The 23,065-nt window shown below is 61.6% G+C and carries 32 protein-coding genes and 2 pseudogenes; 1 reads left to right on the forward strand and 33 read right to left on the reverse strand.

Annotation, left to right across the window (positions count from 1 at the left end; all coding sequences use genetic code 11):
- Nucleotides 1-26 precede the first annotated feature (26 nt).
- The 7 genes and pseudogenes from H9529_RS20835 to H9529_RS16695 all read right to left on the reverse strand — a co-directional run bounded on the left by H9529_RS20835 (nt 27) and on the right by H9529_RS16695 (nt 6,226).
- Entirely contained in the window at nt 27-305 is a 279-nt protein-coding gene (locus H9529_RS20835) for a transposase (RefSeq protein ID WP_143033537.1), read from the reverse strand.
- A gap of 725 nt (nt 306-1,030) precedes the next feature.
- Nucleotides 1,031-2,469, reverse strand: a pseudogene (locus H9529_RS16675) (IS1182 family transposase).
- Nucleotides 2,470-2,599: 130 nt separating this feature from the next.
- The gene (locus tag H9529_RS16680) at nt 2,600-2,767 is read right to left on the reverse strand and encodes a hypothetical protein (protein WP_317889633.1); all 168 of its coding nucleotides are present in this window, start codon (nt 2,765-2,767) and stop codon (nt 2,600-2,602) included.
- Nucleotides 2,757-3,014 carry a hypothetical protein gene (locus tag H9529_RS20840; RefSeq protein WP_092892556.1) on the reverse strand — a complete coding sequence of 86 codons (258 nt, stop codon included), beginning with the start codon at nt 3,012-3,014 and terminating at the stop codon, nt 2,757-2,759. The genes H9529_RS16680 and H9529_RS20840 overlap by 11 nt, the downstream gene beginning before the upstream one ends.
- Entirely contained in the window at nt 3,014-3,694 is a 681-nt protein-coding gene (locus H9529_RS16685; protein WP_092892554.1) for a YcbK family protein, read from the reverse strand. The genes H9529_RS20840 and H9529_RS16685 overlap by 1 nt, the downstream gene beginning before the upstream one ends.
- Nucleotides 3,695-4,727: 1,033 nt before the next feature.
- On the reverse strand, nt 4,728-5,555 hold the full coding sequence (locus H9529_RS16690) for an SPRY domain-containing protein (protein WP_092892552.1): 828 nt from the start codon (nt 5,553-5,555) through the stop codon (nt 4,728-4,730).
- Nucleotides 5,552-6,226 (reverse strand): DUF2793 domain-containing protein, encoded by a 675-nt coding sequence (locus H9529_RS16695; RefSeq protein WP_092892550.1) that lies wholly within the window; start codon nt 6,224-6,226, stop codon nt 5,552-5,554. Before H9529_RS16695 ends, H9529_RS16690 begins: the two co-directional genes overlap by 4 nt.
- Nucleotides 6,227-6,544: 318 nt before the next feature.
- Here H9529_RS16695 and H9529_RS16700 point away from each other — a divergent pair, with 318 nt between their 5' ends.
- Nucleotides 6,545-7,105: a hypothetical protein gene (locus tag H9529_RS16700; protein ID WP_143033563.1), complete on the forward strand. Its 561-nt coding sequence runs from the start codon at nt 6,545-6,547 to the stop codon at nt 7,103-7,105.
- A gap of 542 nt (nt 7,106-7,647) precedes the next feature.
- Here the strand turns inward: H9529_RS16700 and H9529_RS16705 are convergent.
- The 26 genes and pseudogenes from H9529_RS16705 to H9529_RS20885 form a co-directional block, all read right to left on the reverse strand.
- Complete coding sequence (locus H9529_RS16705) at nt 7,648-10,776, reverse strand: phage tail protein (RefSeq protein WP_092892548.1); 3,129 nt, start codon at nt 10,774-10,776, stop codon at nt 7,648-7,650.
- Nucleotides 10,766-10,969 (reverse strand): hypothetical protein, encoded by a 204-nt coding sequence (locus tag H9529_RS16710; RefSeq protein ID WP_092892546.1) that lies wholly within the window; start codon nt 10,967-10,969, stop codon nt 10,766-10,768. Before H9529_RS16710 ends, H9529_RS16705 begins: the two co-directional genes overlap by 11 nt.
- Nucleotides 10,966-11,214 carry a hypothetical protein gene (locus H9529_RS16715; RefSeq protein WP_092892544.1) on the reverse strand — a complete coding sequence of 83 codons (249 nt, stop codon included), beginning with the start codon at nt 11,212-11,214 and terminating at the stop codon, nt 10,966-10,968. Before H9529_RS16715 ends, H9529_RS16710 begins: the two co-directional genes overlap by 4 nt.
- A 39-nt stretch (nt 11,215-11,253) precedes the next feature.
- Complete coding sequence (locus H9529_RS16720) at nt 11,254-12,114, reverse strand: phage BR0599 family protein (RefSeq protein WP_092892542.1); 861 nt, start codon at nt 12,112-12,114, stop codon at nt 11,254-11,256.
- A 150-nt stretch (nt 12,115-12,264) separates the two neighbouring features.
- Nucleotides 12,265-13,056 carry a COG3904 family protein gene (locus H9529_RS16725; RefSeq protein ID WP_092892540.1) on the reverse strand — a complete coding sequence of 264 codons (792 nt, stop codon included), beginning with the start codon at nt 13,054-13,056 and terminating at the stop codon, nt 12,265-12,267.
- Between the two features lie 3 nt (nt 13,057-13,059).
- The gene (locus H9529_RS16730) at nt 13,060-13,725 is read right to left on the reverse strand and encodes a hypothetical protein (protein WP_176847333.1); all 666 of its coding nucleotides are present in this window, start codon (nt 13,723-13,725) and stop codon (nt 13,060-13,062) included.
- A 21-nt stretch (nt 13,726-13,746) separates the two neighbouring features.
- A complete protein-coding gene (locus H9529_RS20850) occupies nt 13,747-14,043 on the reverse strand; it encodes a tyrosine-type recombinase/integrase (RefSeq protein WP_223814225.1) in 297 nt (98 codons plus the stop codon).
- Nucleotides 14,044-14,077: 34 nt separating this feature from the next.
- Complete coding sequence (locus H9529_RS20855) at nt 14,078-15,499, reverse strand: site-specific integrase (RefSeq protein WP_223814226.1); 1,422 nt, start codon at nt 15,497-15,499, stop codon at nt 14,078-14,080.
- Nucleotides 15,496-15,771, reverse strand: coding sequence for a DUF4031 domain-containing protein (locus tag H9529_RS16745; protein WP_092892534.1), 276 nt, complete (start codon nt 15,769-15,771; stop codon nt 15,496-15,498). The genes H9529_RS20855 and H9529_RS16745 overlap by 4 nt, the downstream gene beginning before the upstream one ends.
- The gene (locus H9529_RS16750; protein ID WP_190305647.1) at nt 15,768-16,172 is read right to left on the reverse strand and encodes a hypothetical protein; all 405 of its coding nucleotides are present in this window, start codon (nt 16,170-16,172) and stop codon (nt 15,768-15,770) included. Before H9529_RS16750 ends, H9529_RS16745 begins: the two co-directional genes overlap by 4 nt.
- A gap of 289 nt (nt 16,173-16,461) precedes the next feature.
- Entirely contained in the window at nt 16,462-16,857 is a 396-nt protein-coding gene (locus H9529_RS16755) for a hypothetical protein (protein ID WP_190305648.1), read from the reverse strand.
- The gene (locus tag H9529_RS21370) at nt 16,850-17,134 is read right to left on the reverse strand and encodes a DNA cytosine methyltransferase (protein WP_397544881.1); all 285 of its coding nucleotides are present in this window, start codon (nt 17,132-17,134) and stop codon (nt 16,850-16,852) included. Before H9529_RS21370 ends, H9529_RS16755 begins: the two co-directional genes overlap by 8 nt.
- 327 nt (nt 17,135-17,461) lie before the next feature.
- Entirely contained in the window at nt 17,462-17,980 is a 519-nt protein-coding gene (locus H9529_RS20860; RefSeq protein ID WP_223814228.1) for a hypothetical protein, read from the reverse strand.
- Nucleotides 17,968-18,114 (reverse strand): hypothetical protein, encoded by a 147-nt coding sequence (locus H9529_RS20865; protein ID WP_223814394.1) that lies wholly within the window; start codon nt 18,112-18,114, stop codon nt 17,968-17,970. The genes H9529_RS20860 and H9529_RS20865 overlap by 13 nt, the downstream gene beginning before the upstream one ends.
- Before the next feature lie 130 nt (nt 18,115-18,244).
- Nucleotides 18,245-18,475, reverse strand: a pseudogene (locus H9529_RS21135) (DNA cytosine methyltransferase); the annotation flags it as partial.
- Nucleotides 18,439-18,777, reverse strand: coding sequence for a hypothetical protein (locus H9529_RS20875; RefSeq protein WP_223814229.1), 339 nt, complete (start codon nt 18,775-18,777; stop codon nt 18,439-18,441). The gene H9529_RS20875 and the pseudogene H9529_RS21135, both read right to left, overlap by 37 nt.
- On the reverse strand, nt 18,774-18,920 hold the full coding sequence (locus H9529_RS16770) for a hypothetical protein (RefSeq protein ID WP_190305650.1): 147 nt from the start codon (nt 18,918-18,920) through the stop codon (nt 18,774-18,776). Before H9529_RS16770 ends, H9529_RS20875 begins: the two co-directional genes overlap by 4 nt.
- Nucleotides 18,917-19,186 carry a hypothetical protein gene (locus tag H9529_RS16775; RefSeq protein ID WP_190305651.1) on the reverse strand — a complete coding sequence of 90 codons (270 nt, stop codon included), beginning with the start codon at nt 19,184-19,186 and terminating at the stop codon, nt 18,917-18,919. The genes H9529_RS16770 and H9529_RS16775 overlap by 4 nt, the downstream gene beginning before the upstream one ends.
- Before the next feature lie 210 nt (nt 19,187-19,396).
- Nucleotides 19,397-19,708, reverse strand: a complete 312-nt coding sequence (locus tag H9529_RS16780; RefSeq protein ID WP_190305652.1) for a hypothetical protein — start codon at nt 19,706-19,708, stop codon at nt 19,397-19,399.
- A 135-nt stretch (nt 19,709-19,843) separates the two neighbouring features.
- Complete coding sequence (locus H9529_RS21250; RefSeq protein ID WP_092892960.1) at nt 19,844-20,194, reverse strand: DUF2312 domain-containing protein; 351 nt, start codon at nt 20,192-20,194, stop codon at nt 19,844-19,846.
- Nucleotides 20,195-20,911: 717 nt separating this feature from the next.
- Nucleotides 20,912-21,055 carry a hypothetical protein gene (locus tag H9529_RS16790; RefSeq protein ID WP_176847394.1) on the reverse strand — a complete coding sequence of 48 codons (144 nt, stop codon included), beginning with the start codon at nt 21,053-21,055 and terminating at the stop codon, nt 20,912-20,914.
- Nucleotides 21,048-21,281, reverse strand: a complete 234-nt coding sequence (locus tag H9529_RS16795; protein ID WP_143033591.1) for a hypothetical protein — start codon at nt 21,279-21,281, stop codon at nt 21,048-21,050. Before H9529_RS16795 ends, H9529_RS16790 begins: the two co-directional genes overlap by 8 nt.
- Nucleotides 21,278-21,541: a hypothetical protein gene (locus H9529_RS16800; protein WP_092892958.1), complete on the reverse strand. Its 264-nt coding sequence runs from the start codon at nt 21,539-21,541 to the stop codon at nt 21,278-21,280. Before H9529_RS16800 ends, H9529_RS16795 begins: the two co-directional genes overlap by 4 nt.
- A gap of 283 nt (nt 21,542-21,824) precedes the next feature.
- A complete protein-coding gene (locus tag H9529_RS16805) occupies nt 21,825-22,205 on the reverse strand; it encodes a hypothetical protein (RefSeq protein WP_143033592.1) in 381 nt (126 codons plus the stop codon).
- 310 nt (nt 22,206-22,515) lie between these two features.
- A complete protein-coding gene (locus H9529_RS21140; RefSeq protein WP_263399437.1) occupies nt 22,516-22,650 on the reverse strand; it encodes a hypothetical protein in 135 nt (44 codons plus the stop codon).
- Between the two features lie 51 nt (nt 22,651-22,701).
- Nucleotides 22,702-22,926: a hypothetical protein gene (locus H9529_RS20885; RefSeq protein WP_223814231.1), complete on the reverse strand. Its 225-nt coding sequence runs from the start codon at nt 22,924-22,926 to the stop codon at nt 22,702-22,704.
- Between the last annotated feature and the right edge of the window lie 139 nt (nt 22,927-23,065).

Consider the following 23,065-nt stretch of genomic DNA (forward strand, 5'->3'; position numbering starts at 1 on the left):
GATACATCGACGGCGGCGGGAAGGGCTTAAAAGTTTCCCCGTGCAGCCTCGGTCAGGATCACCTTGTCCAGCGTCAGATCCGACACGGCACGCCTAAGCCGGGTATTCTCAGTCTCCAGCTCCTTCAGCCGTTTGAGCTGATCTCGACTCATGCCACCATACTCTTTGCGCCATCGATAATAGGTCGGTTGTGTCACGCCGATCTGTCGAACGGCATCAGCAATCGAACGTCCTTGCCCTTGCAGCACTTCAACCTGCCGCAGCTTCAGCACGATCTCTTCGGGGTTGTCTCGCTTTCCTGCCATCTCTGGTCCTCCTGAAATGGGATAATACTATCCCAGTTGGTGGACCACTTCAGTGGGGGCACTCCAGGTCACTTCGCAAAACCTGTCCTCATCATGCGCTCTATAGAAGCGCCTGATATAATAGTTCTTATGGATTTCTTGAAACTCGCTTACTGGTGAGATGTTTGCAATGCATTGTTTGAATTGTTCGCGCATTTCAATGCCATCACGGATCAGATTGAGTGGATTTTGCGATGGGTAACACCATCTTGCAGGTCCTTCGATTCTTCGAAGTATCGAAGCCATCCCTTCTATCCTGTCGTGGGCAGAGCTTGGCCAAAACAGTCTATCATAGCTTCTTTGCGGCAGCGCCAGAAGCCCGAAGAGCAAGACCGATAAACAGCCTAGGACTACGAATTTCATCATATATCAATGCTGACAGGAAAGAAGATTCCTTTCAAGGCGAATCACCGCTTAGTCCCGCACAGGCGACCTCAGATCGCTTCCGGGGCTCGCAAATGCAGCGAACGGCCGGTTCGGCGGGCCGCGCTGCAGCATTCAGAGAAGTGATGAACGGCAGCTGTGGGCCGAGGCTGTGTGGAAACTCTCGCGCCCAGAGCAGTTTGCGATGTGATGGGTTTGCAGCAGGCATTTTGGCTTGCTTGGGTTCATGCAACCCGCCGGTGGCGCGGATATCGCGCCAATGAGGGCAGTTTGACCGGTTTTGGGGAGTGATTTCCCCTCTTTCAGGCGGGCATCGCCGCCATGAGCCCCTTGATCCCGACCAATGCGACCATGCGCTTGATGTTGTAGGCCAGCACGTTCAGCGCCATCTCGGTGCGCACGTTTTTCAGACGGCGCATCAGGAAATGGGTGGTGCCCATCCAGGCCTTGATCGTCCCGAAAGGATGCTCGACCGTGCTGCGGCGCAGGGTCATCGGATCATCGGCGCTGCGCAGACGGTCGCGCATCTCGTCCACCAGATGCTCGTATTCCCAGCGGGTGACCCGGCGCTCCGTGCCCGTGGTGCAGCGTGATTTCACGGGGCAGTTCTGGCATTCGTTGGTCCAGTATCGTCGGACCTGAAGCCCGTCTTCATCGCGGGTGTAGCGGTAGGTCAGCTCATCGCCTGTCGGGCAAACATAGACGTCGCGGTCGGCGTCATATTTGAAGTCAGCCTTCACATACATGCCCTTCTTGCGATTGCCCGAGGTCTCCGGACGCGGCATGGTCACCGTAATGCCCGCCTTGTCGCAGGCGGCAATCTCGACACCGCTGTAATAGCCCTTGTCGGCCAGGGCATGCAGCGTGTCGCGCCCAAGCGTATCCTTGGCCGCCATCGCCATCGGGCTGAGCTGGTCACGGTCGAACCCCTTGTTGGTGACTTCATGGGTGACGATGATGTGGGTTTCAGTGTCCACTGCGCATTGCGCATTATAGCCCACCAGCCCGCTGTTACGCGCGCTGGTGGCCATCGCTCGGGCATCGGGATCAGTCAGGGAAATCTGGCCGTCCGGCGCATCGGCCAGGGCCTTGTCCATGGCATTCAGTTTCTCGATTTCCTGCTTGAGCCGCCCGTATCGATGCGCCAGATGCGTGACCTTCTCCGCCCGCACCTCGCCTTTCTCCTGCCGGTCTATGCGCACCATCTCGGTGATATAGCGCTCGACATCGGCCTCCAGATGCGCGAGACGGCTGGCGATCTTGCCCTTGGTGAAGTTCTTGTCGCGGTTGTTGACAGCCTTGAACTTGCTTCCATCGATCACCACGCATTCGCCCTTCAGCGTGCCGATCCGGCGGCACAGCTCGACGAATTGCGCGCAGGTCTTGCGGATAGCAGCACCGTTATCGCGTCGGAAATCCGCAATCGTCTTGTGATCCGGCACCAATCGCCCGAGCAGCCACATCACCTCGACATTGCGCCCGGCCTCACGCTCCAACCTGCGGCTGGACGGATCCGGTTGAGGTAGCCATAGATGAACAGCTTCAGAAGAATGGCCGGATGGTATCCCGGTCGCCCTGTCCGCGCATGCGCCGCGCGCACAAAGCCAAGGCCCGCCAGATTAAGCTGTTCAACAAACAGATCCACCACCCGGACCAGATGATCGTCGTCAATCCAGTCCTCAAGTCGATCCGGAAACAGCGTCACCTGATCGCGATCAACACCTTCAATGAAACCCGACATAAATGCACTCCCGTATCGTAGGAAGCATACCATATCTGGGGGTTTTCACACAGCCTCGGCCGGGCATGTCGAAAGCGGCGGCCACATCGGCAAGTTTGCACCGCCTGTTCCGTGGGCCCCGGTCCGTTATTCACCTGCACGCCCGCACCTGATCGCGCATCACCGCATAATCGGCCATCCATTCCGCGATCACCGCGCCCTCCGGCAGCGCCGCGATCTCATCTGCCACGCGCGCCTGCTCGGCCCGGGTATAGGCCACCACCGGCGGACACGCGCCGTGCAGACCATCAGAACCCACCGCGGCGCAACCGCCCAACAAGCCCATCACGGTTGCGAGGGCGGCGGCTGGCGGCATCCAGCATCTGGCGTTGAATTGCATGGGTGCGCTCCAAATGATGCATGCGTTCAGCGGCACGACCAGCGCGCTCGCCTAATCGGCGCAGGTTGAGAAAGAAGAGGGTAATGGTGAGCGCGGCGAGAGCGAATGCCGCCAGCCGCCGCGCCCACGGCCGGGCCATGAGCCCGGCCAGCAAAGTACCCCACATCAGCGCCGCCCCTTGCGCCAGTCATCGACGCGCGCCCAGACGGCGACGGCAATCCCGGCCAGCGCCAGCGCGACGAACACCCAGCGCAGGGTGTCGAGATAGGGCACCAGTGGCAAGATAGCGCCCTGCGCTTCAGCCAGGACCTCTTGCGCCACTTCAACCCCGGCCGCACCGAGCGTTGCGACACCTGCGGCCCCGGTCCCTTTCAGCGTCCGGCTTTGCGCCAGAACCTCGCGGACAGTGGGCGTCTCGATGGCGAAGGCGGTAGCCCGTGCGGGGAACCGTTCACCCCACGTACGCGCGGGGCCCAGATCAACATGGATGAAGCCTGAGCGCGGGTAGAAGCCGAACCCAAGGAAGCCAACTGCGCGGGCGGCGGCCTCGAACGTCGCCGGATCATGGTTTGACATGACGATGTCAAAGGCCGTGCCCTCCATGTGTTTGGAGCGCGGAGCGCCGCCGACGGCGCGGTTGTGCTGAGGCGAGCGGTAGGCCGAGCGGATGTTTAGCGGCTTGCCCAGCCGGTCACGCAGTGCCTGCAGCTTGTCGAGCGCTTCGGGGTGCAGCTTGAGTTGGCTGGTGCCGCGACACGCGATCTCGGCGGGCGAGAAGTTCGACCAGCGCCAGAGGGTATCGGGTACGTCGCGGAAATGACGGAAGGTACGGATGGGGTCAGACATCGGGTTCTCCATGAGGGGCTTGGCATAAAGGGGAACGACCCGCCGCCCGGGAGGCGGCAGGGATGGGTAGGGCAGTGAGTGCAGGGTGGGATAAGTGGTGCGGATCGCTCCGGGGGGTGCACGGTGACGGCGGGTGGCGCAAGCATTGGCACAGTGACTGCGGGGGCGTCATGGTTCACCCCGTCCATGCGCAGGAACCCGGCGGTCGCATCGGGTCCGACGGCCCCCGCCTGGCTGATCTGCTTGAGATGCACGCCCGCGATGGCCGAGGTGGCGGCGGGCCCGGCGGGGCCGCTCAACGAGAAGGACATGCGCTGGCCAGCCGCCGTACTGCTCACCCGGGTGGCAACGCTGGCGTCACGCAGCGCGTCGACGCTGCCCGCCATTTCGTTGAAACTTGCAACGGCGCCTGGGGTGCGGCGCACAAAACGTCGTCCGATGGTCGAGACCCCGTCAAGCACCGCGACATGGGCATAATACCACACACGGGTTGCCGAGACGCCGTGCAGCGCGGTATTGGCAAAGACGATGTGGCGCGGCTTGCCCTTGCCTGCGGTATTGGCCGCGGTCGCTGCGGTTTGCAGCACTCCCTCGAGGTAGAACTCGATGGTGATCCCGGCATCGAGCGCGATGCGTATATTGATCCACTGGGCCTGACCGTTGGCCGCGCTGTAGCTGGAACTGCCCTGCACGCTGGTATCACCATGGGCAATGGCGTGATAGCGGTTGGTTGTCGTGATCGGTTTGATCTGGGCGATCATCGCATTGCCTGCGTCATAGAACTCCAGAAAGTTCGCTTCACTGCGGTTGATGCTGTTGGCATCCCCATTGGGCGGGACGTAGCGAAACCCCAGCCACAGGTCGCCGGTGGGCTCTGGTACCGACAGGGAGAATGGCGCGGAATAGGTGTTGAACCCCGAATAGCGGATCGCGTTGACGTCGAGCGTGGCATCAAACCCGTCGGGAGCGGTGCTGATCAGCCCGGCGATGCCCGCGATGTCGATGGGTTGGTGACCCAAGTGAAGAACGTAACTCATGGTATTTCCATTTCGATATAGAGGGCGGCATCGCCCAGTGTGAGGTTGGTGGCCCCGCCCAGATCGCGCCACAGCTCCAGCTCGGCGACGCTGAGGCCCCGGTCCCAGCCGATCTCGAGGAACGCGTGGCTTTGAAATATCCGCAGATCCGGATCGAGCATGCCCAATGGGGGCACGCCGGGTGGGGTCGGATAGCTGAACTGCGCGGGTAGAGAGCGAAGGGTGCCGCCGTCGCCTGCACCACGGCCCTGAACATGGGGATAGAAAGCAGGGCTCGCGCCTGCGGACCAGACCGGCGGATCGCTGATCGGATCCGTGATCCAGATTCCGTTCTTGCCAATCCAGAGGCGGGCGCCAGCGGGATCAAACACGAACATCAGCGTGTCGCCCGCCCCGTAGCCCGGCAAGCCCGTGACGCGCTGTACGCCGGTGGTCTCGTCGGATGACCAGATTGTGCCATTGCCGCGCCAGCCAATGGAGCCGCGGGTGATGGGATTGAGGCCCGCGTTGTATTCCTCGCGCTGCGCGGCGGAGATCACGCCCATGTAGCCATCGAAGCTCGTCGATCCGCTGGCGGCGCAAATAACCTCCCAATAGCGTCGCGCATCGGAGGGCAGGATCGCGCGTTCGGTTGGCACCCAGCGCAGGTAGTTGTTGCCGCCCGATGTGTTGATGGCGGTCTGATTGTCATCGGAAAGCGTATAGCCTGCAGGGCGGCGTGTTGCGTCAAGCGCCCAGACGTCGCCGATCCCATCGGGGGGTGGAGGTACATCGACCGCCCCGCCTTGCGCGAGGATGGCCGCACGCATCATCAGGAGGCTCATGTGACGGATCCTGCCAGTGCGCCCTGGATGACCCAGGCGTCCGCCCCGCGCTTGGTCAGGGCGACGCCTGACCATTGCGCCGCGATCGCCACCGCGCCACCAGTGACGCCGTTGAGAGATACGCCCGGCCCGGCTGCCACAGACGCCACTCCGGCACCGACCTGGTTGATGTTGATCAGCGTCCCGATCTCAAAGGGGGTTGTCGCCCCATCGGGGATGATGAGGGTTGTGGGGGAGCTGCCGGTGGTCTCAATAATACTGCCGGTGTCGATCAGTTCCAGCGTATGGGACGCGCCGCCCAGAATGCGGATGGGCACGATGCCCGGGCGCGGAATGGCCACCCATGCTTCGCCGCTGAAACGCACCCGGCGGGCTTCATCCGTAATCCAGACCTCCCAGTCCGGCTGTGGGGTGAGGTAGACCCATGCGGGGACGCCATCGGTCGCATCCCAGATGGCGATGGCACCTGCGTTGGCGGGTGCGCCTGCGGGTACGATGCGGATATCGCCTGCGTTGCCGCTCGCAGGCAGCGCGGTGCCGCGTGATAGTGCGCGGGCCTGCACCAGCGCGGAGAGCGTGCGCAGGTCTTCGCTGACGCTGGTGCCCCAGTCGCGCTGGCCGGTGTCGTAGAAGGCGCGCAGCCCCAGCCCGGGCATGATCCGTTCTGCCATGTCTGTCCTCGTGTGTCGTGATGATTGCTGATCCCGGTTCGATAGTCATCGCTTACACAGCCGGGATTTGATTAGGTCGTTGATGTTCTGGTCGTTGACCTGAGCCCGCATTCCGCAAGTAACCGGCTGATTTCCCTGTCGTAACCATGGCATTTACCGTATAAATCATGGTGTTGATGGTTGTGAGGGTCGTGTTTACACTCCTCTACGGGCCAGCATCGATTTTTGAACTCGATTGCCGTGATTGACTGGCGCGCAGTTCTGACCCATGTTTGAAGCTGGCAATGCCAAGTAAACTGATAAGAAGTGAACAGGCCGATGAACCTTCAGCAAATAATTGAACGGGTTCAGGGAATGGAAGGGCGTCTGATTGAAGACGAAATCTACCGAATTGTTTGGGAAGAAATTGAAAATGGACAATTTGATACAGCGTCTAAAGCGCGAGCAATGGCGAAATGTGCCAATGATGGAGCTGAGCTGAGATCTGCCTACATTCGTCATAGAGTTAGGCGATTGAAAGATGAAATCGCCATAGCCAATGCAACTCGCGAAAGAACTGAAAGAGAGGCTGCTGCTAGCGCTCAGCAGGAAAATAGACCTTCCAAAGAAGGCGTAGACAAACCCGCTGCGCCAGCATTTTCGGTTGGTGCGTTCATCGGTTCCTCTCTGGCAGCTATCTTTTTGGCAATAACGGCAACTGGTTTATTTGTCACACTTATGGTTTGGTTCGATTCTTATGTGGACATTTCTGACTCCAGCCCCGCCAGGGTTTTTACTGCAATTTCATTACTTCTTATTTGGTTCGTTTTATTGCCATTTGTTTGGATCAAACTTTTCAATTACCAGGGTGATACTGATCAAATAGAAGATCGTGGCTGAGTTTTTAGTATAACCCTATTGTGCAAATCCATAGTGGTTTACTGTCACTTCGTGAATTTTCTCCCAGATTTATTACAATGGCTTCGCTCCGTTGGGATAAAAGGGACCATGTGACAAGAACCCTCGTTGGTTTTGTTACTTCCGCTCGCAGGTCGTCAAACGTTCGGTGTTGGGCATATAGAATCTCTGATGGCCGGGAATTGGAAATAGCCAAGGGCCCTCTTGGTCGGAAAACCACCATCACTTGCGATAAGCATCTGCACATCGAGCAGCGCAAACGCCGCGGCCACCGACGTTGCATTAGGAGATTGCGCACGTCAGGCTTCGACGGTGAGGTAGATGCGCTGAGATGTGAGCCCATGGAAATTGATCATGACCCGCGCCAACGTTCGTCTTTACTGTGCGCTGTAGAAAGCATGATGCGCACTGTCGGCAGTGACGCTGATTTGCGTCACGCTTGTGCCGTGTTCCTTGCCTTGAGCAGCGATCCTATTGAGCGCACGCTGGCCAGGGAGATATTGCGCGCTTTACCCGAGCCGCGATCAGCTGCCCCAGCCAAAGCCCCAGCCGCGATCCCACCCGGCCGCGAAGGGGGCGGTCAGACGGTACCGGCGTGCTTCCTGGTCTGAGAGCCATATGCCTCCGACCAGCCGACGCGACCGGACAGCGACATCGATTTCGGCCGTGCGATCCGGCGCGCTACTCTCATCGATGGCCCCGGGCGCCAGCGTCCAGCTTGTGCCGCTTCCCGCGTCGATGACGATTCCGGGCGGCATGAGTGCCGCGCCGTTGTCGGGGTCGACCCAGCGTATTTCCACGATGTAACTGACGCCGGGCTCCGGGCCGATTGAGGCCCCGGTGTAATCCGTGATCACCGGACTTGTCTGGGTCAGCCGGTCACGATGCGCCCATGTGAGTACCAGATCACCCATCACCAGCGCATCGACATCCGGCGCATAGCTGGCGTTGCCCTGCACGCGCCCGGGCGGCAGGGGGCGGATGGCGCGGCGGTCCAGCGTGATGCTGTCTTCAGGGGCCAGCGCGAAGGCCAGCGTGCCGCGCCCGGTCTGGGGCAGCAGCCGGACCCCCAGCGTCTCGCCCGCCGCCCAGGCCTCCTCAGATATCCGTGCAGCGTCGTCAAAAAAGATCACCGGCGTGCCTGCTCCATGGGCGCGGGGCACGGTATCGAGACAGCCCCGACCCATGGTGATTGCTGCTTGCGTGATCCCGTCGATGCGCACCAGTTCGCCACCGATGCTGGCCAGCGTACCAATGCCAACCTCACCGATATCGCGCCAGCCGATGAGCGGGATGACCCGTTTCTCGGGATCATCAGACACATCGGTGGCGAGCACCGCCGTGGGCGCAAAGCCCACCACGCCAGCCTCCGCTGGACCCGTACCGGGATCAACCCAGAGTTCTGCCGCCAGCGCGTCGCCGCTCGGCCGCTCGCCCGTTGCCACCAGCGCGCCCGCGTCGGGATCGTCCGACAGGATGCGATCAGCCTCCGCGTGCCCCAACTCGCGCACCAGCAGCCAGTAGGGGGCTTCCGCCACCATGCGGCGGGCCAGCGCGCGGGGCGGTGCGGCCACGCCCGAGCCGCCCGGCATGCGCCCGCCCGCAATCGCGGTGGCACCAAGGGCAAAGACATCCTCGGCCAGCTTTAGCCGGATGCCATTGTCGCGCCCATCGCCCTGCGCGATCTCGGAGATGCGCATCACCACATCCTCCAACCCCAGCCGCGCTGAGCGCAGCCGGATCACATCGCCGGGCCCGAGGTTGGCGCCTTCGCGGTTCACGATGATCTCGCCGCTCAGCAGTGGCACGGACAGCGCGCGCAGATCGCGCTCGGCCACGCGCACCGCCAGCCCCTGATAGCGGATGCCGGGGTAATCGAGCGTGGTGGCGATCACCTCGCCCATGGTCTGCACCCGGGCTGTGTCGGTCACAGAGACAGCCCCCGTCTCATCGCTCCATGCGTCGGTGAAGCGTACCGTGACGGCGTTTACCAGATCAGATGGCGCGCGCCGCCCCAGACGGCCCCAGTCCACCACATTGGTCTCATCGAAAAGCGGCAGGGTTGCCGCCACATAATCCGCGCGGATCAGCCTCAGCTCCCAGAGCCCGGTACGGCGGTCGATGAAGAGCGTGGCGTCGATATGGTCCAGCACACCGCCGATGAATTCCTCAATCGAGCTGTCCTGCTGCCAGATCAGCGACAGGCCAAAGCCCTCGACGTAAAGCGTGTCGGCCGCCGCGGTGAAACTGTCCCCGATCTCCACCGATGCATAGCCCAGCCCCCAGTCGCGGTTGGTCAGGCATTCACGGATGATATGCGCGGGGTTCATATCGGGCCCGTTGCCAAACGCCCCGCGCAGCGAGGCCACCAGCGCGCCACTATCCCCCGGTGGAATGACGGGCACGCCGTCGACGGGGGTGTTGTCGATACGCGCGGTATGCGTGGTGTCGGCCAGTGCGATGTTGAAGCCAAAGATGTCCGCAGGCGGCAGGGACTGGATGACCGTCAGGGCGGCATCGACAGAGGATGCCGGTTCAGGGGCGCCATCGGTCACGAAGATGATGATCCGGCGCCTGGACCCCGCTCCGGCAAAGAAGGCACCCGCCTGCGCGAAAGCGGCGTCAAAACTGGTGCCGCCTGCGGTGCTGTCGGGCAGCGCCAGCATCCAGGCCTCAAGCGCTGCATAATCATCGGGCCCCATGTTGCGCACTTCAATCGATTCCGCAACGCCCGCGTTCCACAGCACGATTGCCATGTCATTGGGCCGTTCAGTATCGACGCCTGCGCTGATCTCGCGGATCAGGGCTGCGACACCGGCCTTTTGCGCGGCCATGCGGGCGCCGGTCATCGAGCCCGACACATCAAGCGCGATATAGATTGCGGCATCCGAGATATTGGCCTCGGGTACAATCGGGGCGGTGGACGGATACCATTGCGCCGCACCCGCTTCACCGGTCAGTACGCGGGTAACCCGCACGGCCCATGGCTTGAGATACGGATTGACCCCCAGATAAACTTGCCGCAGCACGAGGCTGCACAGCCCGCGATAGCCGGGCACCGCGCCATTCATCTGCGCGGCGAGATAGTCGTTTTGCCCCTGACCCGGCCCGCCCATCATCACATCGACATCGCCGACGATGCCGCCCTCGCGGCTCTCGCCGCCAAAGAGGTCGGGGGCATCAATGCGGATACGTCCGCCACCGGCGCCGATGGTGCTGGCGCTTTGCGTCGCCTCGAACACCTCGATTGTCTGCGCGGAGAAGCTCAGCGCGTCAGGTTGAACGGTCCAGGTCGTGATACCGCTCACGGCATTGAAGGCCACCGATTGCAAAGTCACGCTTGAGCGCGCGCCATTGGCCAGTCTGAGCCAATAGTCCCGGCCAATGCGCACGCCTGCGCGCGTCCCCGGAAAGGTGATCGTGGCCCCGGTATCGCCCGCCAGCGCGGCAGTGGCTGCCATGCCCGCCACGACACCGATGCGGACCTCTACCGCCGCACCTCCGCCGGAGACGCCGCCGCCGGTGGTCACCGACCATGCGGTGCGGCGATCAACCAGGATCTCGCGGATGGCATCGACCGGCCCGTGACACAGTGCCAGTTGCATGCCCAGCGCATAGCGAAACCCGACGGTCTGTGATTTGCTACCGCCCATGGGTGTGTTCCCGCGTCTCGGCCTCCCGGATCACCGGTTCCACCAGCGCATCTCCGGTGGCGCGCAGCCGATCAGCATCGATGCCGTTGGTCAGGAAGTCCTGCCAGTCAAACCCGTGGCGTTGGAACCACGGCCGCACGCCCGCGCGGCAATAGCGTGCCGCGCGCAGGTCCTGGAGTGTCACGCGGGTCATTTTTTGCCGCCTTTCTTCTTGATGGGATCGACCCGCAGGTCGCCGGTCCAGACCACATTGGGGCCGGTGATCAGCACGGTGCCGAAGATGACCGGGATCGGGCGGCCTTCCTCGGCCGTTGGCAGTGAGAAATCATCGAGCCCGGCGGCCTGCGGCTTCTCGGTTTTGGGGCGGGGGCTCAGCGCATAGGAGATCGCTGAGAGCACCAGTCCGAGGACAAGGCGCGCAATGAAGGTCCAGACCATGGGGATGTGCCGTTTGCAGAGTGGCGCCGTGCGGGCGCGTCAGACGATGGAGCCGCCGCCCAGCGGATTGCGGCCGGGGATCTCGGGAAAGCCGCCGAAGTTCAGAAGATTGCCGAACTTGGCCGCACAGGTCGCAGCGCGCAGATCGCAGCCCGGCGCGATGTCGACATGGACAGGCAGCGGATCGCCGGTGACTGGGTCAGTCTCTGGATCGGCCAGCGAGACTGCCAGTTCCGGCATCGGCCGCGACAGGGTGAGCATATGCCCTGCGTGTCCGGTGATGAAGCCCAGCGCGGGCCCGCAGCGCAGGACGCCGCCGCGATACCAGCCATCGGGGTGTTGCGCGACCTCGGGGATCGTGACTGCGTTGCCCGCGACGGCCGTCAGCGAACCGCTTTGCCAGTGCAGCGCGATGTCCAACCCGCAGCCGCGCCCGTAAAGCGCGTGACGACACAGCCGCTGATACTTCGCGCGCACGCCCGTGCGGCGCAGCGTGCTGAACACCGACTCGCAGCTCAGCAATATCCGCGCGCCCTCAACCTCCGCGCCCACCACGCGGCCCTTCCAGTGCGCAACGGTCTCGTCCAGCACCTGCTCGTGGCCGCGAAATATCGTCAGCGTCACTGGCGCATTGCCCATGGGTGCAAGGAACCGCCGCGCGAAGGGATGCGACAATGGCCATGTCAGTTCCAGCCGTCCCCGCTCGATCTCGCTCGTCTGCACCACATCGCCATGCGCCACAGCGGTGGGCTCCCAGGTGATTGTCTCACCACCACCGCCCGCGCTGGTCCAGGCCTCAGCCCGGCTGGTGAAGCGCCAGACCTGCTCCCCTTCGACAAACTGGTATAGGAAATACGGGCGGCCGTCGGCGGGTGAGGCTTCGATGCTGGCGTAGGTCATGGGCGTGGGGCTTTATGCATGCAGTGGCAGGCGGGGCGTTGATTGGATGCTTTGGAGGTGCACGGGGCTTGGATGCTGGCTCAAGGTCAGGTAGGAAAGAGCCCACAACGGAAAGACCCCCTTACCTCACATGATGCGGGTGCTGCGTGATTACTCGGTTACGGTCGTCGCAATTCTGCTTTCGAGCAGCTCGCTTTCGACGAGAACATAGATGTCATTTGGTGGCGTTCTCAAGCTGTGGATCATGATTCCGGGGTCGATCCCCATCTCGATCAAGAAGCCCATTGTCGCCCCTTGGCCGCGCTGGATGTTCTCAACAGCAAAAAACACTGGCATGTAGCCTGGTGTTTCATAGTAATGCTGATGGAGACCAACAGCGCCCGAGAGTGAAACGTGCCGTTCTACGCCTCCGGCCAAGACATATGGGCAAGAAGAAAAACATCCCATACCCGGTAAGATGCGGGTGTCGAGTTCACGGGTACGGATCAGTTGTCCGATCGCCAACGCTTCATCCACAATGCCGCCGGGACTGTTAATGGCGATGGCGTCCGGCATGCTGTCGAGGTCCGCTAAATAAGCAGCGAGCCGTCCGGCATCCCCGGCTTCAATCGCTCCGTTCATGACAAGCAGCGTGCCAAGCTCTGGATCCTGTTCTATCATGAACTCGAGGCGAGGCGGCAGATCTTCAGGCAGGTCTATGTCTGGCCTCGTCCCGGGGTTCGAAAACTGTGGTGTCGGTCGTGTCGGGTCGTATCTGCGTACCTGATCTCCGGGCGCGACAGGCGAAGTAGGCTCTGATCCGTCGAACATCTGGTTGAAGTGCCACCGGGCTGCAACGTCCGTCACAATCAGAAACAGGGCGACAACGACCTGCAGAAAAAGGATAATCTTCAGACCCCGGCCAATCGTCAAATCGCTAATCTTATCCTTGAAATTTTGCAATGATCATTCCGTCGTAGTGTTTTGGTCTTTGCTGGGCGGCGGATCATTCCGCATCCGGCGAATGATTTCAGAATCCGCATCCCCCATCGAAGCTTCGACATCTTTCATCGCGTTGATTGCAGCCTTGAGATCGGCAAGCGTAAGCGTCTCTTCGATGCTCAGGCCATCACGGCCATTGCGGATAGCCGCTTGGGTGACAGCGAGCATGAATACCAAGATCCCCGGTAAGAGATCGATTGCAATCGCGCCCGCCCATGACGGTACAAAATTTCCCGCATACCGAATAACCGCATCTGCACTCGAAATGGGGTTGTAGGCCGTCTCCTGCGGCGGTTCCATTTCCAATACCTGAGCGGCTGCTTGTCCTAGCGTCCGGCTGCGTTGATCGAGGGCTTCGATTACAGAGATGATCGTGGAGGATTGAGCGTCACGGACTGAGGATGTGCGCCCGTCGAGTTCTGGTAGCACGACAGACGCTGGAAGATCATCTGCAGCGCGGGCCACCAATAATGCCACGGAATACTGGTTGAGGTTGGAAATCACACCGGCAAGTCGGACACTCTCCTCGGAAAAGGCGACAGATCGCTGTTCTCCGAAGGCAGAGGTCGCAGGTTCGAATCCTGCTGGGTGCACCAATAAAATCAATGACTTAGCCGCAATTTGGTACATTGCCCTTTGGTTCAATGGACCTCAGCGCACGATTTTGAGCCGCGTGAACTCCAAGGAATCGGCGGCGGTGCGCAGGTGTTCTGGGGAATATCGGGCGTAGGTCTTCTCGGTCGTGGCCGTGTTGGTGTGGCCAAGGTACTGCGCAATCTCCGACATGGGCCTGCCCGCCTCGGCCATTCTAACGGCGGCGGTGTGGCGCAGCACGTGCGGAGACACATCCGACAGCTTCGCATTCTTCACGGCGCTGGCAAAGCCGCGCTTGATGGATTTGACGGGCTTTCCTCCCCATTCGATTACGTGATCCGACAGCGCGGCCATGCGCGCGGATTCAAGTGCTGCGCGCAGGTGTTGTTCATCGGCACGTAGCCCGGCCTTTCTTGCGTCCTTCGCCTGTGGCCAGTCTGACTTGCCCGCGCTCGAAGTCCACCCGATCCCACGTTAATTCCAGCGCGGCAGTTACCCGCGCGGCGGTGGTCAGCATCAGGATGATTGCCAGCTTGACGTGCGGCCCGGCCTCGGCGTCGATCAAGCGGTCAGCTTCTGCCTGTGAAAGGTATCGATCGCGCGGGGCGGGCTGTTCGGGCGCTCGACTGTAGGGCGCGCGTTCGATGACCCGCATTTTCTGCGCCCAGCTCAGCACAATCCGCAGATGGTTCATGCGCGTCCAGATTGTCCCGTCATGCTTGCCGTCCACCGCCATGCGTCGATCTGGTTGCGGCAATCCTGCGATGTGATCTGATCCGGAAGGAAGTGCCGAATGCGGGCAATATCGCCTTTCCGGTGTGGCGCATCGATTCGGCAATGACCGGCCCTTGCGGTCAGATCGGTACAATTCCCAAATCTCGGCAACGGTTGCTGCGCCCGCCGGGGCGCTGGCCTCTATGATTACCTGGCGGGCTTCGGCCTCAGCTTCGCGCGCTGTTGTGGCGTTAAGACGGAAGCGCCGCCGCTGGCCACTCGTGCCATGTGACGACGAAACGCCCATTGAGACGTCCGATTCTGTAGTCGCGCATTCATAAGCTCCACATGCTCTGGCCGCAGCCGTATCATGCGCCCGACGCGAAAGTGTGGCAACTCCCCCGCCTGCACATATTGCGCACCGTCTCAGCGCTGCATTCCCAGCGATCTGCGACGTGTTCGGGGTCAGGCGCGGGCGGTCATTGGTAATCCTCGAACGTTCAAGGCGTTTGCGACAGGGCGGTATCCAGTGAAAGCGGGTGTTGCCGATGGGTCCTTGCCATACCAACCAGCAATATGAGGTCGCGGTGCTGCCCTTGGCGCTGAGCTTTCCTTTGTGCATCACCACGCGCTCGGTGAATTGCAGGATGTCCGTGGGCGGTGTGACGCTGAAAAGCAGATCATTGCGCCCGACGCCTTCCAGAAACGCGCTGCGAACTATCACTGCGACGCCCTTGGTGCTGGTGCGCAAGGCGCGGGAAATGAACTGCTCGGCCAGCCGGAAGGGCGGGTTCGTGATCGTCCAGTCGGTCGGATCCTGATCCGGGCCGAACAGGTAGTCGGATTGCGGGAATCCGGCGCCATAGTCATGGATGTCGGATGCCTCGACCGCGCCAAAATATTCAGTCAGGGGCAGGACCATATGGCCTCGGTTGGCGGCAGGTTCCCGAGCCTTGGATGTGCGCAGTATGTAGCCTTGGGCGATCAGAAGCTCACACAGCGCCCGCGTGGCCCACGGTGGGGTAGGGAAGTCGTCCAGACTGTTGTGCGGTTCACTACGCTGCTGCATTACGGCGCTGCTGCGGTTCTGGGTCATCGCTGCACCTCTGCTGGCTTCGCGCGCCTCGCCAAAATGATCCGGCCCAACTCCAACCGCGTGACCTCTACGGCACCGTGCCGCACAGCCAGCGCCCGCTTGGTCATTGCGATGTCGAAGTGTTCCCGGGTCGTACCGGCGTGCTGTATCCACCGCCTGGCGACACCGATGCGATCAGCCATCGCCAGCAGCTCGTCGGTGCTGTCCGCGATCATGTGGCACATTTTCATGCGGCCAAACGGGGCTTGCATGTCGTCGACATAGACTGTCATTCCGCTGCCTTGATCTTCTTGCAGTGAGCTATACGCGCCGCCAGCCACCCCGCGCAGACGGTGACGCGGCCTTGCGTCGGATCGGGCGGGCTGATTGATACCGACAAGCTGTCGGCGTCCAGCTTTGCGGGCAGTCCTTTGTGACAGTGGAAATACTGGCCGGATGTGATGGTCTCCGACACCTCAGCCCAGCGGAAGGGGTCGGCACGCTCTGGTGATCCCTTGCGGAAAGCGCAGTTATCGCACATGCGGGCCTCAGGCCAGTCGCGTGTTTCGGGTTCTTGAATGCGCCCACAGTCCATGCAGCCCGCGTGCTTTCCGCCGCTTGCCATCACCATGTTGCGAGACCCGCAGCCGCAGCGGCCCGCTTCGTCCCCTTCGTAGTCGCCGCGATCAGCCATGTGCGGCCTCCATCTGGTCGATATTGCAACGGTGAACGGTGAAGCTGACAGCTACCACCCAAGGGTTCTGATCCCATGCGTCGGGGCCGTGCAGGCTGTTCCAGAGGTCCTCAAACCATTCTTTCGCAAAATCCCAGCCAACATGACCGATCCCGCTTGGTCCGGTTCTTCGGCGGGGAAGTAGCCTTGTCTGTTGTCCAAGGCTCACCGCGCTTGCATCCTTCGGCCCATGCGTCCACCTCGCTGATATCCTGCAACCGCTGCACCTGTACATCGTTGACAATCAGCGTCAGGCGGGACGCCCAGCGGGCATGTGGATGGAGGGCTTCCACGGCAGGCGATCCTTGTAGGCATCCGTTTTAGGGTCATACCAGCTATCAAATGGATCACCGTCTGCACGGTAATATGTGCTTTCAGCCTCCATCATCTCGCCACCCTCATGAGCTGCGCCGCGCAGAAACGCCTCACGCACATAGAGGCGGTCGCCGGGGGCGTAGCGCAGGGCCCATTCCTCAATGACCTCTGCGGTCAAACTGTCTCCGGTCCACCAGCGATTTCCGTCCCGAAACGCCGAACCCCAAGGCTTCGATGGCTGCGGCCTCAAAAGCCGCCGCGTCTGCGTCTTGCGACCTTCCAGCAACGCCCGAACCATTGGCCCGCTGAATATGATTGGCTTATCAGCCATGTGCGGCCTCCTGTTCAATGTTCGCTGCCAGATGGGCGCAGTTGGCACGCACGATGGCCTCAGCCAGCGGCGGGCAGACGCTGTTGCCGCAGCAACTGACCTGCACGTCCTTGGCGAAAGGCTTGAACGTCGGATCATCGGTCTCGACGCCCTGCCAAACGCCCTCGATGACGTAGTCAGCCGGAAACCCCTGCGCGTTGAACAACTCGCGGGGGGTCAGCATGCGCATGCCAATGTCGACCACCACAAAGGTCTGCCCGCCGATTTCCAGCGTCACGAACTCGCCGCCGCCCAGGCATCGTGCGCGCGCAGGAAGTCGGCAACGGCGCGGCCTTGGCTTCATGTTCTGGCGCGAAGGGGGGCGGTGCCAGATCGGCCTGCATGTGGCCCATGCGGTCCTTGACCGTGACTGTGTGCATCGGCTCGTCGGTGCGCGCCCCGTCGCCGGTGCCGTAGTATTTGGCGAACCATGCGGCGACCGGCGTCTGGTGGCTGCCGCTGGCGGCGATGGTCGACATAGGGTCGCGCGGATCGTGGCCCGCGTTGCCATCCATTCGGGGCCCGCCGTGATGCTGGGCGAGAAACGCGGCGAAGGGTGCATGCTTTACGCTGCTGGCGACCACCGTGCCCAGCGGATCGGCCATCGGGTATTCGCGGCGGCCGCCACTGTCGCCGTGAGCGATGCTGGCGAGATATGGGGCCAGCAACCCAAGCGGCGCTGCCCGCCCGGCTTCTTGATCCAACTGTTGGCGGTGACGGTCGGCGCTGGGTCGGCCATATCAGAACCAGTCGCGCCAGAATTGAACCGGGTGATGCTGGGCACGATCAGCGTCAGACCTGCACCGCCCGCCGTGATAGTGTGCGTCGGTTCGTCTGCGCCCTGCCATGGCTTCTGACTGTTGCGCATCGTTGCAAGAAACGCTGTCGACACGCATGCGTCGGCCTTGGCCGTCATTGTGGCCAGTGGTTCATAGCCGCCGCGCGCCCGGCTTTGCGCTGCGCGGCCACCGCAACCCACGATGCTGGGCACTACCACCGCCTTTTCGCCACGGTGCGCGCCGGTGATGGTGCGGATCGGCTCATCGGCGGGTTCGCACCGTGCGCCGTGCGTCAGGTTGACCAAGAAGGGCGATCAGCCTCCAGCACATAGCGCCGCATGCCCCGCGCGATGCGGGCCATGTTGTTCGCCAGTGGGCGCACGGCGCGCAGACCATGCAGCGCTTTGATCTGGGGGCTGTGTCGAAGATCGAGGGACACGGCAGTGACCAGTCGATGCACTCGGCTGCGCTGCGCCAGGCAGCAGCTTGCCGCGCTTCACAGCCGGGCTTTTGGGATCGCCGTGCGTCGGCTTCGGCCAGCGGATCGGCCTGCCGTCGCGTCGCGCCACCAGAAACCAGCGCCTGCGGATTGTCGGCGCACCATAATCGCACGCCCGCAGTTCACACCATTTGACCTTGTAGCCTGCGGCCTTGAGGCGCTTGATCCACAATTCAAAAATCTGGCCTGAGAGCTCCTTGATCGGCTGGCCGTCATTGTCGACCGGACCCCATGTCACGAACTCCTCGACGTTCTCCATGCAGATTACGTCGGGTTTGACCTGTTCAGCCCAGTCAACCACGATCCATGCGAGGTCGCGGATATTGCGATCGCGCGGGCGCCGCCCTTGGCTTTCGAGAAGTGCTTGCAATCGGGGGATGCCCAGAGCAAGCCAACGTGCCGCCCGCCCGTCACTTCGAGCGGCTTTACATCCCAGATGTTGCTGTCCAGATGCAAGGTTTCGGGGTGGTTGGCCGCATGCAGCGCCAGTGCGGCCGCATTGTGGTTGATCGCCACATCCGGGCTGCGGCCAAGCGCCGCCTCGATGCCGGTGGATGCCCCGCCGCCGCCTGCAAAGCTGTCGATGATCATGGGGCCCATCATGTCAGCACCCATGCCCAGATCGCCGCGCCCCCCATGACGCCGGGCACCATCCACCAGCCGCAGCCCGTGGCGCAGTCGTCCGTGCCGGTGGCGTCGATCAGCGCCTCCCAGCCGGGGATCTGCATCATGTCATTGTCCATCATTTAAACCCCGTAAAAGTGGCATCGTGCACCCGGTACACCGTGATGAAGCCATCGGCCTCGCAGCGCGCTTCGTCGGCCAGCTTTGCTGCATGCGCTTCCTGTTCCGCGATCCGCGCGCGCATTGCACCGACACCCATGTGCGACCAGTCGGCGGGGATTTCCTGGACCCGGCGCAGGGTGATGATCTCTCCGTCAGCGGTGCGGGTCGGGGTCAGTTGGGATACCCAGCCGCTGGTGGAGTTGAGGCGTTCGCTGTAGTAGGTCATGGGTGCGGCTCCGGGGGGTGAGGGGTTTGATCGGAGGGAGTTTTTGGCGGCAGGCGATACACTCGCCGACCGACGCTGTTGGTGGCGTCAAGGTCGCCACGCTGTGCCATGATTTTCGCTGTGGCCGCGTATGCTGGCCATGGCAAGTGTCGCCATCGACCATCGGAAAGGACACATTTCACGGCGATCTCGCCATAGGCGGCCTCGGGATCATTCATCCCCGCCCTCCTTCAGGCGTTCAGCCGACTCTGCCGCCAGCTGCAGGAATGCCAGCGCATCGGGCGGCACGCGATCCGCGCGGATTTTTGCTTTCACCAGATCTAGGTCCGAGTGCATCAGTAGCTCGCCATGCAGAGCGTTGCGTTCGTGCATTGTCAGATTTCGCCACTTGGCGATCAGGTAGTCACCAAACAGTATGCCGCGCGGGCTCCTGCCTTGGCGGCTGCCGATACTGAGCCCTGCACCGCGCAGCGCGGTTTCGGCGGCGCGGGTTGAGGCGAAGATGATCTTGACTTCTGTCATGCGCCTATCTCCTTCGTGTCATGCGCAGCGCCCCGCCGAGCCATCAGCGCCGCTGCTGCCTGCGCGGCCTGTTCGGGCGTCAGGTGGCAGACTGGGTGGGTGAATGCGGGCTTGGGGGAAGGGGTCGCGGGCATGTCAGGCCATGCCCAGTGCGGCTTTGTACATTTCCAGCAACGCCTCTTCTTCGGCGATGTCGCCGGCGGTCCGCTTGCGCAGGGCAATCACCTTACGGATCACCTTGGGGCTGTAGCCCCGGCCTTTTGCCTCGGCCATCACCTCTTTCTGCTGATTGGCGATGTCCTTCTTCTCGGCGTCCAGATGCTCCCACCGCTCGATGAACTGGCGCAGTTCTTCGGCGGTGACGCTGTAGGCATTGTCGCGCACATCTCTGTCTGCGGGTGTCTCTTTCATCGGCACGCGCTTCTCCTTTGCAAACCGCGCGGCCATGTAGTCCTGATGGGAAAACGTGGCATCGCCCAGTCGCATGAGCGCGCCGCCGCCCAGCTTGATGCAGGACGGGTCCAGCGCCTCAATCGGATCAATTATCTTGCGGATTGCGGCGGTGATTGCCGCCGGGTCGGATGATGCGCGGATCTGATCCCAGGCGGACGCCAGAGCAGCCCAATAGGCATTGACGCCGGACATCTCGGCAACACGTGCGCGGAATTCCGGCACGCCTTCCAGCAGCACCTCGCAGCGTCTGAAATCATCTGCATCGCCGGGATAGTCGCCATGTTGCGCACCAAAACCGCCGAGATGCGCTGCAATGGATTTCGCCGACGCCCCCTGCACACCATTACGCAAAAAGACATATGTGACGTTGTCTTCAGCCTCTGCTGATGATGCGGGCTTCACATCTGGCTCAGCTATTGCTGCAGGATTGGGCCGTTTCACCATTATAGGTCTCCTATGGTCTGGGGCTGGCCAATTTGCCCGCCCACGCGTCGAACGCGGTGCGCAGGTTGGCGAGTTTGCGGGCGGCTTTGGGGTCAGTATTGAGTTCGCGCCGGGATTTGACGTCGCAGTGCATGCGCAGGTATTGCGCCGCCGCAGACGCACTGAACTGGTGGCCCGGGGCCTTGCAGCACGCTGCGGCGAACCGTTGGAATCGTGCGTCGTTGCACAAGATGCCCGCCTGTTGGGCCGGTGGCATGTCGGCAATGCGATGTCGCGTCTTGGCGGGGTCTGGCATTGGCGCGGCCCCTAGACGTATTGCAAAAACGACAGAAGCGCGGCGGCGGCTGCGACGTTGGTCAGCATCATCAGCGCCCTGACCGTGGCGCGCGCAGTTTCGGCAGCCCGGTCGCGGCGGATCTGGCGGCGGTTGATGTGTGTGAAATCAACCACGGCGGGCCACCTCGCGCAGCAGGGCGGCGCGTGCGTTCGCGCGATGTTCGGGGTTGGGCGCGCTGCGCGCTGTGCGACGCAACATCCGCAGCCGGGCGGCGCGTGCCAGCGCCAAAGCCATCGGGCTGGGCGGGCGCGTCGGGCGCTTGATCACCGGGGCGGCGTCTGGCGTGCGGGGGGTGGGCCGGAACATCGGGGCCGGGGCTGGCGATGGCTTGCCCGTCATGCCGCGTCATCCGGCCAGCTGGTGGCGTTTGCGCCGCGCATGTAGGCAAACATCTCATGGTTGCTGTCAGGCGCGGGATGGCCACGGCGCTGCGCCCGCTGGGCGCGCCGGATACGCGGTTGATAGCACGTCTGGCCCCGTGCGGTCTTGAGGATCGTCCACGCAAGCAGGCGCTGCTGATCGGTCGTGGTTTCGGTCGGGCGGGCGATGATGATGCGGGCTTGCGCCAGCGTCAGCGGTTCTTGGGGATTGTGGTTCATCGGTGTCTCCATCCGGTTTGTGGATGGCTTCAAAGTTCGCACATAGCGAATTACTGCGCAACAGAAAAGTTCGCCATTTGCGAATAATTGTTGATATCAGTATTCTGCGATGCCAGAATCACCTAACCAGCGCCGGGTTGGGGCGCGCACGAAAAAGCCCCGCACAGGGCGGGGCAAAAGGATTGTTTGGATGGAGACTATCAGGCAATGGCGTCAGTGGATGCGGGGCACGTCGAGTGCTCAGATACTCTGCGAAACGGTTTTCCAGGTCTGCAAATATCAGCTAATCGTCGCGCCGATTGTTATTCTGATCCTTATTCAAATGCGGTAAAAAGAAGATCGAATATAAGAGCCAAGCCAATGGGAATGCGATGCTTGCGACACAGGACGCACCAACAATCCAGCCCGAAAACGGTGCCGATGATGCGATGGCAGGGGTCAAGGCGTCCGGGTTCTGCTCTTTAAAAATCGCCAGCTCTGCGTTGGCGCCGCTATCAAAGCCCAGCCAAAAAAAGAATAGGCCCAAAAAGATAGAGTTCGCAACCAAGGTGTATAAAGTTACAAAGGTGTCAGCCGCGCGCGGGTTGTGCTCAGCAAGCCTGAACGGCACCGCAAGAACGGCAAGAAAAATCGTTCCTAGAACAAGCCCTAATGCAGCTTCCATTATAATTCCGCTTCAGACGAGATGATCCGGTAGTGGGTCACTTTGAAATAAGATAGTTTGCCCTCGCGCGAGGGAGTGATTATCTTAGGGCTATGACAGACAAACCCAAGAGACCCCGTGACGCCAACCAGCTTGCCAAGTTCATTGTGGACATGGCCGCTGGTTATGAACCTGTGCATGATCCCGACACGTCTGGACAGCGCAAGGGTGGGAAAAAGGGCGGCAAAGCTAGGGCATTGGATTTGACGCCAGAACAGCGGAGCGAAATTTCGAGTGTCGCTGCCGCTGCTCGTTGGAAGAAGTCAGGAGATTAATCGTCAGTGACTTCATCCTCTGCATCGGCAGCGTGCTTCCGCAGTTCAACATCAAAGTTCAGGTCTAAATCAAGTTCAATTTGTCTTTCGTCAGCGTGACGAGAGTTCCAGCGATCAGCGTCGTAGCTCAACTGCAATCCATCACCGACCATTTGCTCTCGGCGTAGGTAGAGATTTTTGCATCATATTCCGTGGCGCTTCATCGATATCAATCCAAACAACAGCGTTTGCTGGCCTTGCTTGATTGGCACCGCATGGTTCACCCTGTAAGGGCGACCACTATCATCATCATGCTTGATCTCGTCCCGTGCTGCGCGGGAAAGTTCTTGGGCAAGAACATCAAGTGGGTCTTTGGGAACAGGCATATCCCAGCCCATAAGCTGGGCGAACTTTGCCACCTTTTTCATATCAACTTGGATTTCGCCTGTTTCGTCTTTGTAGTGACGAATTAGCCTTTGCAGATCTTTTTCTTACTCATGGTGAAAGCCCTTTCTAATAGGCATCAGTAGGGCAACATCACCCCACCCGTCAGTGACGGCATTTGGT

Origin of the sequence: Roseicitreum antarcticum (assembly GCF_014681765.1) — a bacterium.
In the GTDB taxonomy this organism is placed as follows: Bacteria; Pseudomonadota; Alphaproteobacteria; order Rhodobacterales; family Rhodobacteraceae; genus Roseicitreum; species Roseicitreum antarcticum.